13 protein-coding genes and 1 tRNA gene are annotated in these 13,384 nt (G+C 68.3%); 7 read left to right on the forward strand and 7 right to left on the reverse strand.

Translation table 11 applies throughout. The features are described 5' to 3' along the window. Nucleotides 1–25 precede the first annotated feature (25 nt). Nucleotides 26–121: transfer RNA gene (locus ACFOPH_RS07390), tRNA-Sec, on the forward strand. A gap of 279 nt (nt 122–400) precedes the next feature. Here ACFOPH_RS07390 and ACFOPH_RS07395 read toward each other — a convergent pair. The 4 genes from ACFOPH_RS07395 to ACFOPH_RS07410 all read right to left on the reverse strand — a co-directional run bounded on the left by ACFOPH_RS07395 (nt 401) and on the right by ACFOPH_RS07410 (nt 5,326). Continuing rightward, nucleotides 401–1,816 (reverse strand): OmpP1/FadL family transporter, encoded by a 1,416-nt coding sequence (locus ACFOPH_RS07395; RefSeq protein ID WP_379734476.1) that lies wholly within the window; start codon nt 1,814–1,816, stop codon nt 401–403. Nucleotides 1,817–1,925: 109 nt separating this feature from the next. Beyond that, the gene (locus ACFOPH_RS07400; RefSeq protein ID WP_379734478.1) at nt 1,926–2,531 is read right to left on the reverse strand and encodes a hypothetical protein; all 606 of its coding nucleotides are present in this window, start codon (nt 2,529–2,531) and stop codon (nt 1,926–1,928) included. 8 nt (nt 2,532–2,539) lie between these two features. Continuing rightward, on the reverse strand, nt 2,540–4,381 hold the full coding sequence (locus tag ACFOPH_RS07405; RefSeq protein ID WP_379734480.1) for an acyl-CoA dehydrogenase: 1,842 nt from the start codon (nt 4,379–4,381) through the stop codon (nt 2,540–2,542). A 54-nt stretch (nt 4,382–4,435) separates the two neighbouring features. After that, the gene (locus ACFOPH_RS07410) at nt 4,436–5,326 is read right to left on the reverse strand and encodes a LysR family transcriptional regulator (protein WP_379734482.1); all 891 of its coding nucleotides are present in this window, start codon (nt 5,324–5,326) and stop codon (nt 4,436–4,438) included. 110 nt (nt 5,327–5,436) lie between these two features. Between ACFOPH_RS07410 and ACFOPH_RS07415 the strand changes: the two genes are divergently transcribed. From ACFOPH_RS07415 to maiA, 5 genes are all read left to right on the forward strand, one after another. Then, nucleotides 5,437–6,654 (forward strand): 3-hydroxybenzoate 6-monooxygenase, encoded by a 1,218-nt coding sequence (locus ACFOPH_RS07415; protein ID WP_379734484.1) that lies wholly within the window; start codon nt 5,437–5,439, stop codon nt 6,652–6,654. A gap of 14 nt (nt 6,655–6,668) precedes the next feature. Further along, complete coding sequence (gene gtdA / locus ACFOPH_RS07420) at nt 6,669–7,718, forward strand: gentisate 1,2-dioxygenase (RefSeq protein WP_379734486.1); 1,050 nt, start codon at nt 6,669–6,671, stop codon at nt 7,716–7,718. Nucleotides 7,719–7,739: 21 nt separating this feature from the next. After that, nucleotides 7,740–8,450, forward strand: coding sequence for a fumarylacetoacetate hydrolase family protein (locus tag ACFOPH_RS07425; protein WP_379734488.1), 711 nt, complete (start codon nt 7,740–7,742; stop codon nt 8,448–8,450). Nucleotides 8,451–8,582: 132 nt separating this feature from the next. Then, on the forward strand, nt 8,583–9,974 hold the full coding sequence (locus ACFOPH_RS07430; RefSeq protein WP_379734490.1) for an MFS transporter: 1,392 nt from the start codon (nt 8,583–8,585) through the stop codon (nt 9,972–9,974). A 7-nt stretch (nt 9,975–9,981) separates the two neighbouring features. After that, nucleotides 9,982–10,626: a maleylacetoacetate isomerase gene (gene maiA, locus ACFOPH_RS07435; protein ID WP_379734492.1), complete on the forward strand. Its 645-nt coding sequence runs from the start codon at nt 9,982–9,984 to the stop codon at nt 10,624–10,626. A gap of 71 nt (nt 10,627–10,697) precedes the next feature. Here the strand turns inward: maiA and ACFOPH_RS07440 are convergent, their stop codons facing one another. From ACFOPH_RS07440 to ACFOPH_RS07450, 3 genes are all read right to left on the reverse strand, one after another. Next, on the reverse strand, nt 10,698–11,141 hold the full coding sequence (locus ACFOPH_RS07440) for a hypothetical protein (protein ID WP_312554242.1): 444 nt from the start codon (nt 11,139–11,141) through the stop codon (nt 10,698–10,700). 12 nt (nt 11,142–11,153) lie between these two features. Further along, nucleotides 11,154–11,876, reverse strand: a complete 723-nt coding sequence (locus tag ACFOPH_RS07445; protein WP_379734494.1) for a hypothetical protein — start codon at nt 11,874–11,876, stop codon at nt 11,154–11,156. A gap of 202 nt (nt 11,877–12,078) precedes the next feature. After that, nucleotides 12,079–12,876 (reverse strand): hypothetical protein, encoded by a 798-nt coding sequence (locus ACFOPH_RS07450; protein ID WP_379734496.1) that lies wholly within the window; start codon nt 12,874–12,876, stop codon nt 12,079–12,081. A gap of 161 nt (nt 12,877–13,037) precedes the next feature. Between ACFOPH_RS07450 and ACFOPH_RS07455 the strand changes: the two genes are divergently transcribed. Then, on the forward strand, nt 13,038–13,376 hold the full coding sequence (locus tag ACFOPH_RS07455) for a hypothetical protein (protein WP_379734498.1): 339 nt from the start codon (nt 13,038–13,040) through the stop codon (nt 13,374–13,376). Nucleotides 13,377–13,384: the final 8 nt, after the last annotated feature.

Below are 13,384 nucleotides of genomic sequence, written 5' to 3' on the forward strand. Positions count from 1 at the left end.
AAGGCGGCCTTTGCGCCGCCGTCATGGAAGGCATTCTCATCCGGTGATGGGGCCGGGCTTCAAACCCGGTGGGGGGCGTCAGCCGCTCTCCTGTAAGTTCGACTCTTTCTGCCTTCCGCCACATCCCCCCCCATTCTGTCGTCCGTAGGGTGGGCGCCCCTGTGCCCACGCGTGACGCGTGCGTCGTGTTGGCCCTGATGCGGCGCCCCTGTGCCCACGCGTGACGCGTGCGTCGTGTTGGCGTTGACGAATTGCCGCGTCTGCTCATCGTTCACGCGTGGGCACAGGGCGCCCACCCTACGGTCCTCGCCGGTCGCAGGTAGGCGACACAGGTCGATGACGCAAAAAAAGCCGGCGCCCCGTCACGGGAACGCCGGCTTGCACACATCAAGAACGAAGATCAGAACCGCTGGTTGTACGCCACGCCCAGCAGCTGCATGTGGGTCTTCCACGTGCCGCGCGTGGTTTCGCCGTTGCCGGTGCAGCCGACCGCCACCGGGTTGCAGTTGTTGGTGTAGCTGCCCGCGGCGTCCTTGAAGTCGAGGTAGCTGTAGGCCAGGTCGATCGACGAAGTCGGGGTCAACTTCCAGTTGGCGCCGAAGGAGAGCTGGTTGCGGTCGGCGTCCGGCAGCGCGGCGTGGCGCAATTCAGTGCTGCGCACCGGCGCATTGTCGTGGGCCAGGCCGCCGCGCAGGGTGAGCTGGTCGTTCAGCTTGTAGCTCGCGCCGAGCGAGACGCGCACGGTGTTCTTCCACTGCTGGCGGATCACCTCGTCGCCCTCGCCGGTGCCGACGAACTCGATATCGATGTCCTCCATGCGCGAATTGCGCGACCAGGTCACATCCAGCATGCCGGCCCAGCGCGGGTCGAACTGGTGGAAGGCCGACAGCGACAGGGTTTCCGGGGTGCGCAGTTCGACCCGCGCGTCGGAGTTCTGGCGGCGCGAGGCGCCCTGCAGCACGCCGTTCACGACCGGGTCAAGAGTGACGGTCGAGAAGTCCCAGGCCGCGCTGCCGGTCAGCGCGTGCTTGATCGAGGAACGGTAGGCGATGCCGAAGCGGGTGTCCTGGTCCAGCGTGAACATGTAGCCGAGGTTGAAGCCGACGCCCCAGTCCTTGCCTTTCACGCGCGCATAGGCGTCGCCGGCGCCGGCCAGCAGCGCCGGGTTGCCGCCGAGCGTGGCGATCTGGCGCGCCAGCACGGCGCCGGTGCCGCCGCGCTGGGCCGCGACGATGGTTCCCGGCACGTCGACCGCCTGCGCCAGGCTGGCCTTCATGTAGTCGATGTCGATGCCGAAGCCGAAGGCGTGGCGTTCGTCGAGCTTGAACGCCATCGACGGGTTCAGGGTCAGCGATTCGAGCTTGATCTCGGTGAGCGAATAACGGCCGGCCCAGTCGCGGTCGTAGGACAGGTCGGTCCCGAAGGGCACGAAGGCGCCGAAGCCGGCGGTCCAGCGGCTGTCGATCCGGTGGCTGTAATAGAGCGAAGGCGCGGCGACGGCGCTCGGCGCGTAGTCGTCCTGGCCCGCTTTGCCGCCGCTCGGGCCGCCGGTGAAGCGGGTCGAGCCGGCGTCCTGGTAAGTCGAGTGCGGGGCCAGGGCGGTCACGCCGCCCGAGAACTGGCGCCCTTCCAGGCGCGACAGGCCGGCCGGATTGGCGAACACGGTCGAGGCGTCGGCGGCTTCCGCGCCGTTGGCCTCGGCGGTGCCCTGGGCCGAGATACTCTGGGAACCGAAGCGGTAGCCGGACGCGCCGGCCGTTGCGCAGGCGCCGGCCAGCGCCAGCGCGATGATGCGATGCAGGTGTTTCTGTTTCACGGTTGTCTTTCTGGTTTGTCTTCTTCAACGCTCCCCCCGAGCCTTGGACCGGGGCGATGCGGCGCGAAGCATACACCAAACCAGGATTGTTTATCACGACCGTGCTTTTTTACGACACCCCTGCCTCGTAGGCGGTTTTCGCGGCCAGGAAGCGGCGCAGCGCCGTCTCCGGATCGAGGCCGGCCATTACCAGGTTGACGACTTCCTTCTTGTCGCTCGAGGTCACCGCCTTGCAGGCCTCGCGGTGGGCGCTGAAGAAGGCATACCAGGACACCTCGGCCGGCCGCTCGCGGCGCGGCTTCAGGCGCGGCGGCACCGCGGCGCGCGCCGTGTTCGCGTAGCCGGGCAAGGCCGCGAGGGCCGGCGCCCAGTCGAAGGCGGCCGCGGCCCGCCGTTCGGTCTCGGCGTCGCCGCCGCAGCCAAACAAGGGGCGCAGGCTGGCCGGGTGCACCGCCAGGCAGGCCAGGTTCGGCGCCGCCTGGCCCGCGCAGAAGGCGGCGACGAAGCGCAGCTTCATGGCGATGCCGAGCGGCTCGGCGCGGTCCATCGCCGCATCCTTCGGATCGAGGAAACGCCCGAGTTCAAGCAGCGCGGGGTAGGCAATCGGCGCCGCGCCGTTCTTCTTTACATGGTGCACCAGGGCCTCGACCAGGCGCGCGCCGACCGCGATGTCGTCGAGCGTGGTCTGGCTCGTTACGTCGAAACTATCCGTCATTAAGATCCTTAGAACCAGGCGTCCTGCATGTCGAGCGTCGTGGTATCGATGCTCGCCAGGAGATCGAGCTGCGCGTCGACCCGGCTGAGCTCCCAATTGAAGAAATAGCGGCAGGCCTGCAGCTTGCCGCGGTAGAAATCGTCATCCGCTCCATCGAGCCGCCCTGCCGCAACCAGGGCCTGCTCCAGCCAGATCCAGGCGACCACCACGTGGCCGACCGCCTCCAGGTAGAGACTGGCGTTGGCCAGGGTCTTGTTCATGTCGCCGGCGCCGTACAGGCGGGCAGTCACCTCGCCGATGCGGGTCCACAGCGCTTCCAGGCGGCCGGCCCAGGCGGCGAAACCGGCGTCGTCGCGCGCACGGGCGCAGGCGATGGTCGTCGCCACCTCCTCGCCCACCGCCTTGAACAGCGCGCCGTCCTGGATCGAGACCTTGCGGCCCAGCAGGTCGAGGCCGTGGATGCCGTGGGTGCCCTCGTGGATCGGGTTCAGGCGGTTATCGCGGTAGAACTGTTCGACGTTGTATTCGCGCGTGTAGCCGTAGCCGCCGTGGACCTGGATCGCCAGGCTGTTGGCCTCGACGCACCATTGCGAAGGCCAGGACTTGGCGATCGGCGTCAGGAATTCGAGCAGCATGCCTGCCTTCAGGCGCGCATCGGCCGTCTCCCCGGTGCGCTGCTCGTCCACCAGCCGCGCGCAGTAGAGGATCAGCGCCAGCGCCCCTTCCGCATACGCCTTCTGCGCCAGCAGCATGCGGCGCACGTCGGTATGCTCGATGATCGGCACCTGCGGTCTTGCCGGGTCCTTCTCGGCCGGATGACGGCCCTGCGGCCGGTTGCGCGCATAGTCCAGCGCGTGCAGGTAGCCGGTCACGCCGAGCACGGTCGCGCCCAGGCCGACGCCGATGCGCGCCTCGTTCATCATGTGGAACATGTTGGCCAGGCCCCGGTGCGGCTCGCCGACCAGGTAGCCGATGGCGCCGGCCCGCCCGCCGGGCTTGAACTTGCCTTCGCCGAAATTCAGCAGGCAGTTGGTGGTGCCGCGGTTGCCCATCTTGTGGTTCAGGCCGGCCAGCGCGATGTCGTTGCGCTCGCCGAGGCTGCCGTTCTCGTTCACCAGGAACTTCGGCACGATGAACAGCGAGATGCCCTTCACGCCCGGGATCAGCTTGCCGTCCGGCCCAGGGATCTTGGCCAGCACCAGGTGCACGATGTTCCCGGCCAGTTCGTGTTCGCCGGCCGAGATCCACATCTTGTTGCCGCGCAGGCGGTACTGGCGCTCGCCCTCCGGTCCCTCGACCGGATCCGGCTCGGCGCGGGTGGTGATGTCGGACAGGCTGGAGCCGGCCTGGGGCTCGGACAAACACATGGTGCCGAAGTAGCGCCCCGCCAGTTGCGGGCGCACGAAGCGCTCGACCTGGCGCGGCGTCGCCGTCTTCAGCAAGGTATTCGCATTGCCCATGGTGAGGAAGGTGTACGCGGAGGTGGCCACGTTGGCCGCCGTGAACCAGGCGGCAATCGCCCGGTCCACGACGTAGGGCAGCTGCATGCCCTCGTACTCGTAGTCCTGGGCCGCCGCCATGAAGCCGGCCGCGCAGAAGGCGTCGAGCGCGGTCTTCACCTCGGGGATGATGGTCACGCGTTCGCCATCGAAGTGCGGCTCCTGGCTGTCGCTCTTCTTGTTATGCGTGGCGAACAGCTCGGTGGCGATGCGCGCGGCGGTGTCGAGCGCCGCGTCGAAGGTCTCGCGGCTGTGGTCCGCGTGGCGTTCGCGCGCGGTCAGGCTTTCGACGGCCAGCCACTCGTAAAGCAGGAAATCGATGTCGCGGCGGTTCAGGATGGTCGACTGCATGGTGTCCCCTTGTGGTTTCTTGTCTTTGCCACAAGCATAACGCATCGACGGCGTTCAGGTGAACAGGTCGGCGATGGCCTGGCGCAGCCAACGGTTCGAGGCGTCGGCATGGTAGCGCTCGTGCCAGTGCTGCTTGACCTGGAAGCTGGGCAGGTCGACCGGCACCGGCAGCATGCGGATGTCCTCGCTGCCGGCCATGGAGGCGCCGTAGCGGTAAGGGACGATGGCCAGCAGCTCGGTCTGGGCGACGATGCGCGCCACGCCGAGAAAACTCGGCAGCTGCAGCACCACGCGCCGCTCGACGCCTTCGCGCGCCAGGGTCTTGTCGACGATGGCGTGGCCGGTGCCCGAGGAGCGCACCTGTACGTGATCCTCGCGCCGCAGCGCTTCCAGGCTCAGCTTGTCCCCGATGCGCGGATGGCGGTTCGCGACCAGGCAGACGAAATGCTGGTCGAACAGCACCTGCTGGTAGAAGCCCGCCTCCAGGTGCGGCATGAAGCCGACCGCGAGATCGACCCGGCCGTCGGCCAGCTCCGCCGGGCTGTCGGGCGAGATCTTCGAGATGTCGACCCGGATGCCGGGCCCGTGCTCGCGCAGGTAGTTCAGCAAACGCGGCACCAGCACGATCTCGCTGATGTCGGTCATGCAGATGCGGAACTCGCGCGTGCTGCCGGCCGGGTCGAACACCGGCTGGTCGGCCAGCGCATGCTGCACCGCCTGGATCGCGCGGCGCACGTCCTCGATGGCGTTCCCGGCGCGCGGGGTCGGCTCCATGCCCTTCGCGGTACGGCTGAACAGGCGGTCGTTGAAGTGCTCGCGCAACTTGCCCAGGCCGAGGCTGACCGTGGACTGCGGCAAGCCGAGGTTGTCGGCCGCGCGCGTCACGTTCTTCGTCTTGTAGATCTCGTCGAAGATCAGGAGCAGTTCGAGGTCGAAGCGCTTCATGGCTGGCACCACTATTTAAAATCCTGATTATAACAATCGGCAACGATCAGTTTCCCGCATAGGCGGATTTCGGCAGACTGCCATCATTCACAAGATGTATGGAGACCATCATGAATTCGACTAACTCCGCGGGCAGCACGCGCAAACCCTCGGTGATCGTCGCCGGCGCCGGCATCGGTGGCATCGCCACCGCGCTCGCGCTCTCGCGCCTCGGCCTGTCGGTGACGGTGCTGGAGCAATCCGCCACGCTCGGCGAGATCGGCGCCGGCCTGCAACTCGCGCCGAACGCCTTTGCCGCCCTCGACGCGCTCGGCGTGGGCGAGGCGGTGCGGGCGCGCGCCGTGTTCACCGAACGCCTGGTGATGATGGACGCGGTCGATTGCAGCGAAGTCGGCGCCTTCGAAGTGGGCGAACCCTTCCGCCAGCGCTTCGGCAACCCCTACGCGGTGATCCATCGCGCCGACATCCACACCGCCATCCTGGAACACGTGCGCGGCAACCCGGCGATCGGGCTGGTCACCTCCTGCCAGATCGACGCCATCGAGCAGATTGCTTCCGGCGTCACGGTGCTGGCGCGCGACGGCCGCCGCTTCCAGGCCGACTACCTGGTCGGCTGCGACGGCATCAAGTCGGTGGCGCGCGAGCTCGTGGTCGGCGACCCGGTGCGGGTGTCGGGCCACGTGGTCTACCGCGCCGTGGTGCCCACCGCCGAGATGCCCGAAGAACTGCGCTGGAACGCGCCGGTCGTCTGGGCCGGCCCCAACTGCCACCTGGTGCACTACCCGCTGCGCAGTGGCGACCAGTACAACCTGGTCGTCACCTTCCACAGCCGCGAGCAGGAAGTCTGGGACGTGCGCGACGGCAGCAAGGAAGAAGTGCTGTCCTACTTCGGCGGCATCGCCGAACTGCCGAGGAAGCTGCTGCACTGCCCCTCGAGCTGGCGGCGCTGGAGCACGGCCGACCGCAACCCGGTCGACAACTGGACGCAAGGCCGCATCACCCTGCTGGGCGACGCCGCCCACCCGACCCTGCAATACCTGGCCCAGGGCGCCTGCATGGCGCTGGAGGACGCGGTGACCCTCGGCGAAGCGGTCCGCCACTGCGACTACGACATGGAAGCGGCGTTCGCCCTGTACCAGAAGTCGCGCATCGCCCGCACCGCGCGCGTGGTGCTGTCGGCGCGCGAGATGGGCCGCCTCTACCACGCCCACGGCGTCGAGCGCCTGGTGCGCAACGACCTGTGGAAAGGCCGCGGCCAGGACGGTTTCTACAATGCCCTGCAATGGCTGTACGGCTGGAGCGCCGACTGCTGCCTGGCGACCGACTAAACAAGGAGAACACGATGCACAACGACCTGCAAGGCGCGCGCCGCGCCCTCTACCAGGACATGCAGGGCCTGCACCTGACCCCGCTGTGGGAGTCGCTGCATGCCCTGGTGCCGAAGCAGCCCTCGCCCGGCTACGACGCCGCCCTGTGGCGCTACCAGGACATCGTGCCGCACCTGCGGCGCGCGGGCGAACTGATCTCGGCCGAGGAAGCGGTGCGCCGCGTCCTGATCCTGGAAAACCCGGCGCTGCCGGGCAGCTCCTCGATCACCCATTCGCTGTACGCCGGCCTGCAGCTGATCCTGCCCGGCGAAGTGGCGCCGGCGCACCGCCACACCCAGTCGGCGCTGCGCTTCATCGTCGAGGGCAAGGGCGCCTACACGGCGGTGGACGGCGAGCGCACCACCATGCACCCGGGCGACTTCATCCTGACGCCGTCCTGGGCCTGGCACGACCACGGCAACCCCGGCATCGACGGCGTGGCCGAACCGGTGGTCTGGCTCGACGGCCTGGACATCCCGACCACCCGCTTCTTCAGCGGCGGCTTCGCCGAGAACGGCGAAGAATCCAGCCAGCAGGTGGCGCGTCCGGAAGGCCGCAGCCTGGCCGCCTACGGCTACAACATGGCGCCGGTGCGCCAGCTGCACACCCGCTCCAGCTCGCCGATCTTCAACTACCCCTACGCCCGCTCGCGCGAAGCGCTCGACACCCTGCGCCGCCAGGAAGAGATCGATCCGTGGACCGGCGTCAAGCTGCGCTACATCAACCCGCTGACCGGCGGCGCCCCGATGCCGACCATCGGCGCCTGCATGCAGCTGCTGCCGGCCGGCTTTAGCGGCAAGCGCCACCGCAGCACCGACGGCACCGTCTACAGCGTGGTCGAAGGCAGCGGCACCGCCGTCATCGACGGCAAGCGCTTCGCGTTCGACTCGCGCGACACCTTCGTGGTGCCGTCCTGGGCCGCGCTGTCCTTCGAGGCGCCGCAGGACGTGGTGCTGTTCAGCTTTTCCGACCGTCCGGTGCTGGAGGCCCTGGGCCTGCTGCGCGAAGAATTCCTGCCCGAATAAACATCATCGAAAGAGAGCATCATGAGCGACCAATACCTGTTCCCGCCCCCGGCCGTCGTCGGCCTGCCCGTCAACGGCAGCGAGGCTGCCTTCCCGGTGCGCCGCGTCTACTGCGTCGGCCGCAACTACGCCGCCCACGCGCGCGAGATGGGCTTCGACCCGGACCGCGAACCGCCTTTCTTCTTCTGCAAGCCGAACGACGCCCAGTCGATCGTGCCGGTGCCCGCCGGCGCCACGGTGGAGCTGCCCTACCCGCCGCGCACCGAGAACTACCATTACGAGATCGAGCTGGTGGTCGCGATCGGCAAGGCCGGCCGCAACGTCGACCCGGATGACGCGCAGGACTACATCTTCGGCTACGCCGTCGGCCTGGACATGACCCGGCGCGACCTGCAGATGCGCATGCGCGAACAGGGCCGCCCCTGGGAGATCGGCAAGGCCTTCGACTATTCGGCGCCGATCGGACCGATCACCCCGCTGGAAAACGGCGCCTCGGTGAACGCCGGCATCATCGAGCTGACGGTCGACGGCAAGACCGTGCAGAAGAGCGACATCACCCACCTGATCTGGAACGTGAACGAGACCATCGCCCAACTGTCGACCCTGTTCGAGCTGCAGCCGGGCGACCTGATCATGACCGGCACGCCGGAAGGCGTGGGCGCCGTCGTGCGCGGCCAGACCATGATTGGCTCGGTCGCCGGCCTGACGCCGATCAGCGTCAAGGTGGCATAAACGCTGACACAAGCGGGTGACATAAGCGGGTGACATAAGCGGGTGACATGAACCGCGCACCCATCGGCCGCCAAAGGGACAAAAGCAGGACATGAAAGCCCGGCGGCCGCAACATACTGGAGGAGTATCATCATGCAGGCCAATAACGCCCTGAGCGTCCAGCAGTTCATCGACCACCAACCCTTTTCGGCGCTCCAGAAGCGCCTCCTTGCGCTGTGCTTCCTGGTGGTGGCGATCGACGGTTTCGACACCGCCTCGATCGGCTTCATCGCGCCGGCGCTGCGCGGCGAGTGGCAGCTGAGTGCCGCCGCCCTGGCGCCGCTGTTCGGCGCCGGCCTGTTCGGCCTGATGGCCGGCGCCCTGCTGCTCGGCCCCCTGGCCGACCGCTACGGCCGCAAACCGATCCTGATCCTGTCGGTCGCCTTTTTCGGCCTGACCTCGCTGCTGTCGTCGTTCGCGACCGACATGACGACCCTGCTGGTGCTGCGCTTCCTCACCGGCCTGGGCCTGGGCGGGGCGATGCCGACTACGATCACGCTCACTTCCGAATACTGTCCGCAGGCGCGCCGCGCCAGCCTGGTGACCCTGATGTTCTGCGGCTTCACCATCGGCTCGGCGCTGGGCGGCCTGGTGGCGGCGCAGCTGCTGGCCACGGTCGGCTGGCGCGGCATCCTGATGATCGGCGGCGTGCTGCCGCTGCTGCTGGTGCCGGTGCTGGTGTTCCTGCTCCCCGAGTCGCTGCGCTGGCTGGTGCTGCGCGGGCGCGACGGGGGCGCCATCGCGGCGAAGATAGCAGGCGGGATCGCAGGCGCCGGCAAGGCTGTGCCGGCGCTGTCCGTCAGCGACGTCAAGCTGCCCGGCTCGCCGGTGAGCCAGCTGTTCCGGCCCGGCCTGATTGGCGGCACCCTGCTGCTGTGGACCACCTTCTTCATGAGCCTGTTGATCATCTACCTGCTCTCGAGCTGGCTGCCGACCATCCTGAACGGCGCCGGCCACAGCCTGTCGCAGGCCTCCTTCATCAGCTCGGCCTTCCAGATCGGCGGCACCGCCGGCGCAATCCTGCTCGGACGCTGGATGGACCGCTTCCGCCCGCACCGCGTGCTGGCCCTGGCCTACGGCGCCGCGGCGCTGTGCATCGCGGCGGTCGGCGTCGCCACCGACAACGTGCCGCTGCTGGTGCTGGCCGTGTTCGGCGTCGGCTTCGGCGTCAGCGGCTCCCAGGTCGGCGCCAACGCCCTGGCCGCGGCCTTCTACCCGACCACCAGCCGCGCCACCGGCGTCAGCTGGGCCTCGGCCATCGGGCGCAGCGGCTCGGTGCTCGGCTCGATGGTCGGCGGCGCCCTGCTGGCGGCCGAACTGTCGACCCAGACCATCTTCCTGCTGCTCGCCGTCCCGGCCCTGCTGGCCGCCGTCGCCCTGCTGGCCATGGGCCGGCTGCAGGCGCGCGCCGAGCCGGCGGCCGTGCAGCCGGCCGCACCGGAAAGCGCGGCCTTGACGCCGCTGTCCGCCACCACCAACCACTGACATACCCATGAAACTACACACCTATTACCGCAGCTCGGCCTCCTACCGGGTCCGCATCGCCCTGAACCTGAAGGGCCTGGCGGCCGACCCATCCTACGTCCACCTGTCGAAGAACGGCGGCGAGCAGTTCGGCGCCGCCTTCGACAGCGTCAATCCCCAGCACCTGCTGCCGGTACTCGAAGACGACGGCCTGGTGCTGCCGCAGTCGCTGGCGATCATCGAGTACCTGGACGAGACCCGCCCCGAGGCGCCGCTGCTGCCGGCGGACCCGAAGGGCCGCGCCCGCGTGCGCGCCCTGAGCCAGGCGATCGCGGCCGACATCCACCCGATCAACAACCTGCGCGTCCTGAAGTACCTGAGCGAGCAGCTGGGGGTGAGTGCCGACCAGAAGAACGCCTGGTACCGCCACTGGGTGGCGCTCGGCCTGGAAGCGCTCGAGCGCCAGCTGGCCGGCCATCCCGCCACCGGCCGCTTCTGCCACGGCGACACGCCGACCATGGCCGACTGCTGCCTGGTGCCCCAGCTCTACAACGCGCGCCGCTTCGAATGCGACCTGTCGGGCTATCCGACGCTGCTGGCGATCGACGCGCGCTGCGCGGCCTTGCCGGCGTTCGCGGGCGCCCTGCCGGACGTGCAGCCGGACGCGGACTAGCGCCTGCCGGGCCGGGCGAGCGCGGCCGCTCCTGGCCCCGGCCATCGCGCGGGGCCGAACGGCCGTCCCGGCTATTGCAGCTTCAGGTCGACCCGGTCGTCGTTGAGGAGGATGATCGAGCCGTCCAGCAGTTGCTGGCCGCTGATGTCCTTGTCCTGGTATTTCGCGACCAGTTGCTTGGGGAAGTAGAAGCGGTACTTCACCGCCTTCAGGTCGCCATGGCGTTCTGCGAAATTCTGCTTCATGCTCATGACGGTGATGTCGTAGCCGTCCGCTTTCACCTCGGGCGCGCCGGCTGCGATGGACAGCAGCATGTGGCGCACCACCTCGTCGAACACGTTCGCGCCGATCTGGTAGCTGGTCAGCTTGTTTTCGTTGAACACGGTACCGTTGCGCAGCCTGAACGCCAGGTAGTTCGCCTTCTTGAACGTCGAGGTGCAGATGCCGCCCTCTTCCAGGGTGGCGCCGCCCAGGTTCGCGCCCAGGGCCATGATTTCCACCTGGCGCCCGAGCATGGCCGCCGGCGCCTATGCGCCCGCGGTTTTCAGCTCCTCGCACATCATGTCCCGGTAGGCGCGCATGGTCACGGTGTGCGCCGGCGCTTTCGCCGGGATCTCCGCGTTCGCTGCGAACATGCCGGCCTTAGACGCCTTGATGGCGAGCGCCTCGTCGGTCCGGAGCCCCAGCGACAACGTGCAGACGCCGCGCTCGTCGGTCGTGCAGGAGGCGCCGCGCCGCTGACCGGCGGATTCCACCGAGACGCCGGCCAGCGGCTGTCCCTGGGCCGATACGACGCTGACCAGCCTTTCCTGCGGTTTGTCGGCATTGCGCAGGACCTCCATCCGCGAAAGCAGGGTCTCCGGCATGCCGATCCCGCGACAGGAGTCGAGCGCGGCGGAGCACCTGTCGCCATTCCGGTTCGCCGCCAGCGCCAGCTGGTAATAGACGAGCGCCGCGTCGGCATGCCCGAGCTCCTCTGCCGCGGCGCCCAGGTAGAAGTAGTAGAGGTCGGACACGAACTGCTTGCCGAGAACGCCCTCGACCAGCTCCGGCCAGCGCTTGTCGGCATACAGGCGGTTCAGTTCGGCGCCACCAGAGACGCCCTTGCCGAACATGCTGTACTTCAGCCGCAGCGTGCCTTGCCTGAGCTGTTCTTCGACGCCTTTGTCGCTGAACTCTGCTGCGTTGACGTAGGGGGTGGCAAGCTGGCTGCCGAGAGCCAGGACAGCGGCGGCAAGGATCGATTTCATGGGTCTTGGGTGCGGGAAGGGCCGCGCGCCGATGGGTCGGGATTCGGACATGCGCAGCAAGTTCAGTTAACAGATGTTCAATAACTGTAACCGATTATATTTCCCAATGGAAGCATCATCAAGAAGCATCATGAGGAGCCTAGTCATGCGTTCGCGCTGCCGTCGACGCGCCTTGCGCGACCTGGCCGTGCCCCTGCCGCACTCAGACGTCGGTATGGCAGGCGTGCGTGGTCTCGACCTCGGTGCGGCCCTCGACGCTCCTGACCCGGCCGGCGGCATCGTAGAAGACGTACATCAGGGGACCGCCGGGCAGGCTGAAGGAATACGCCAGCTGGCTTTCCTCGGCGGTGAACATCAGGGTCTCCCTGTCGGCGCGGCGCAGGTCGAAGGTCTCGGCGCCCAGCGTCAGGATGCCGTCTACCACCTTGAACTCGGTGTTGGTCCACGCCATCCTGGTCTTCATGCTGCCGCACTTGAGGGTGCGCGCCGCGCCCTCGATGACCCCGGCCGCGGCCTTGTACAAGGGCTGGCCGCGCAGCTTGTCCAGCGGGCTGCCCCTGGCGCAGCTGATCTGGCTGGCGTTGCGCATGAGCGTCGCCGCGGCGCCGTCCGGCGTGCCCTCGTCGACCAGGCTCAGGACCGGCCCGTCGGCGGCGTCGATCGAGAGCATCGCACTGACCTGGACCGCGCCGTCGCGCACTTCGCGCCCGAGCTGGATCATCTGGGCGCGGCGCATGTCGACGTCGATGCCGGGCGCGGTCAGCCTGCCGTCCCGGCCCAGGGTGATGGCCGCACCCGGCAGCGGCTCGGACACGGGCAGGCGCGCGCAATCGCCGCCGTGGCTGCCGGCGACCAGCGGCGCCAGCATCGCCCAGTAGTCGATCTGCCCCGTCGACGCCGATGCGCCGCCGGCGGTCCGGTCCGCCGGCCCTTCGGACCTGCCGCAAGCGGCGAGGATCGCGACCGCAAAGGCAGCGGGTATCACACAAGAGCGGCGCACTGTTATCTCCGTGACAATAGAGCTGCCACATTAGCATAAATGTATCGACATTTCACACTTCTCGGCTATTTCATGCCAAGCGCATAAACCAGTCCGGGCGCACCGCCCTTGCGCCGCGCGGCCCCATGCTATACTGGCACCGTCCCGTCATTCGATACCGTATGAGACGAGTTTTCGTCATCTTCCTGATCCTGCTGTTCCCCCTGAACGTCTTCGCGCTGTCGCATTCCATGGCGACTGCCGGACCCGGCGCCGCGCCCTTTTTGGCCGCGTCGGAAGGACAGGCGTATTCCGCCACCTCTGCCGCCGACATCGGCATCGACACCGCTTCCGAACTCGACCCGGACGAGCCGCCGGCCGGCATGGACCTGCACGACATCGTCGACCTCGACCCCGGCCTGCGCCTGGCCGTCCTGCGCGAGGCCGGCGCCGCGCCGCGCACGGCGCGCCGGCCCTGGCACGCGCTCTGTCCGCCCCTGCGCCCGCCCCGGGCCGCCTGAATCCGCAC

The sequence above is a fragment of the Massilia haematophila genome, assembly GCF_042647645.1.
Taxonomy (GTDB): Bacteria; Pseudomonadota; Gammaproteobacteria; order Burkholderiales; family Burkholderiaceae_D; genus Telluria; species Telluria haematophila.

Excerpts from the sequence above, each read along its gene's own strand:
- ACFOPH_RS07400 (WP_379734478.1), bottom strand. The coding sequence starts at position 2,531 with ATGACGGATAGTTTCGACGTAACGAGCCAGACCACGCTCGACGACATC.
- ACFOPH_RS07405 (WP_379734480.1), bottom strand. The coding sequence starts at position 4,381 with ATGCAGTCGACCATCCTGAACCGCCGCGACATCGATTTCCTGCTTTAC.
- ACFOPH_RS07410 (WP_379734482.1), bottom strand. The coding sequence starts at position 5,326 with ATGAAGCGCTTCGACCTCGAACTGCTCCTGATCTTCGACGAGATCTAC.
- ACFOPH_RS07415 (WP_379734484.1), top strand. The coding sequence starts at position 5,437 with ATGAATTCGACTAACTCCGCGGGCAGCACGCGCAAACCCTCGGTGATC.
- gtdA (WP_379734486.1), top strand. The coding sequence starts at position 6,669 with ATGCACAACGACCTGCAAGGCGCGCGCCGCGCCCTCTACCAGGACATG.
- ACFOPH_RS07425 (WP_379734488.1), top strand. The coding sequence starts at position 7,740 with ATGAGCGACCAATACCTGTTCCCGCCCCCGGCCGTCGTCGGCCTGCCC.
- ACFOPH_RS07430 (WP_379734490.1), top strand. The coding sequence starts at position 8,583 with ATGCAGGCCAATAACGCCCTGAGCGTCCAGCAGTTCATCGACCACCAA.
- maiA (WP_379734492.1), top strand. The coding sequence starts at position 9,982 with ATGAAACTACACACCTATTACCGCAGCTCGGCCTCCTACCGGGTCCGC.
- ACFOPH_RS07440 (WP_312554242.1), bottom strand. The coding sequence starts at position 11,141 with ATGCTCGGGCGCCAGGTGGAAATCATGGCCCTGGGCGCGAACCTGGGC.
- ACFOPH_RS07445 (WP_379734494.1), bottom strand. The coding sequence starts at position 11,876 with ATGAAATCGATCCTTGCCGCCGCTGTCCTGGCTCTCGGCAGCCAGCTT.
- ACFOPH_RS07455 (WP_379734498.1), top strand. The coding sequence starts at position 13,038 with ATGAGACGAGTTTTCGTCATCTTCCTGATCCTGCTGTTCCCCCTGAAC.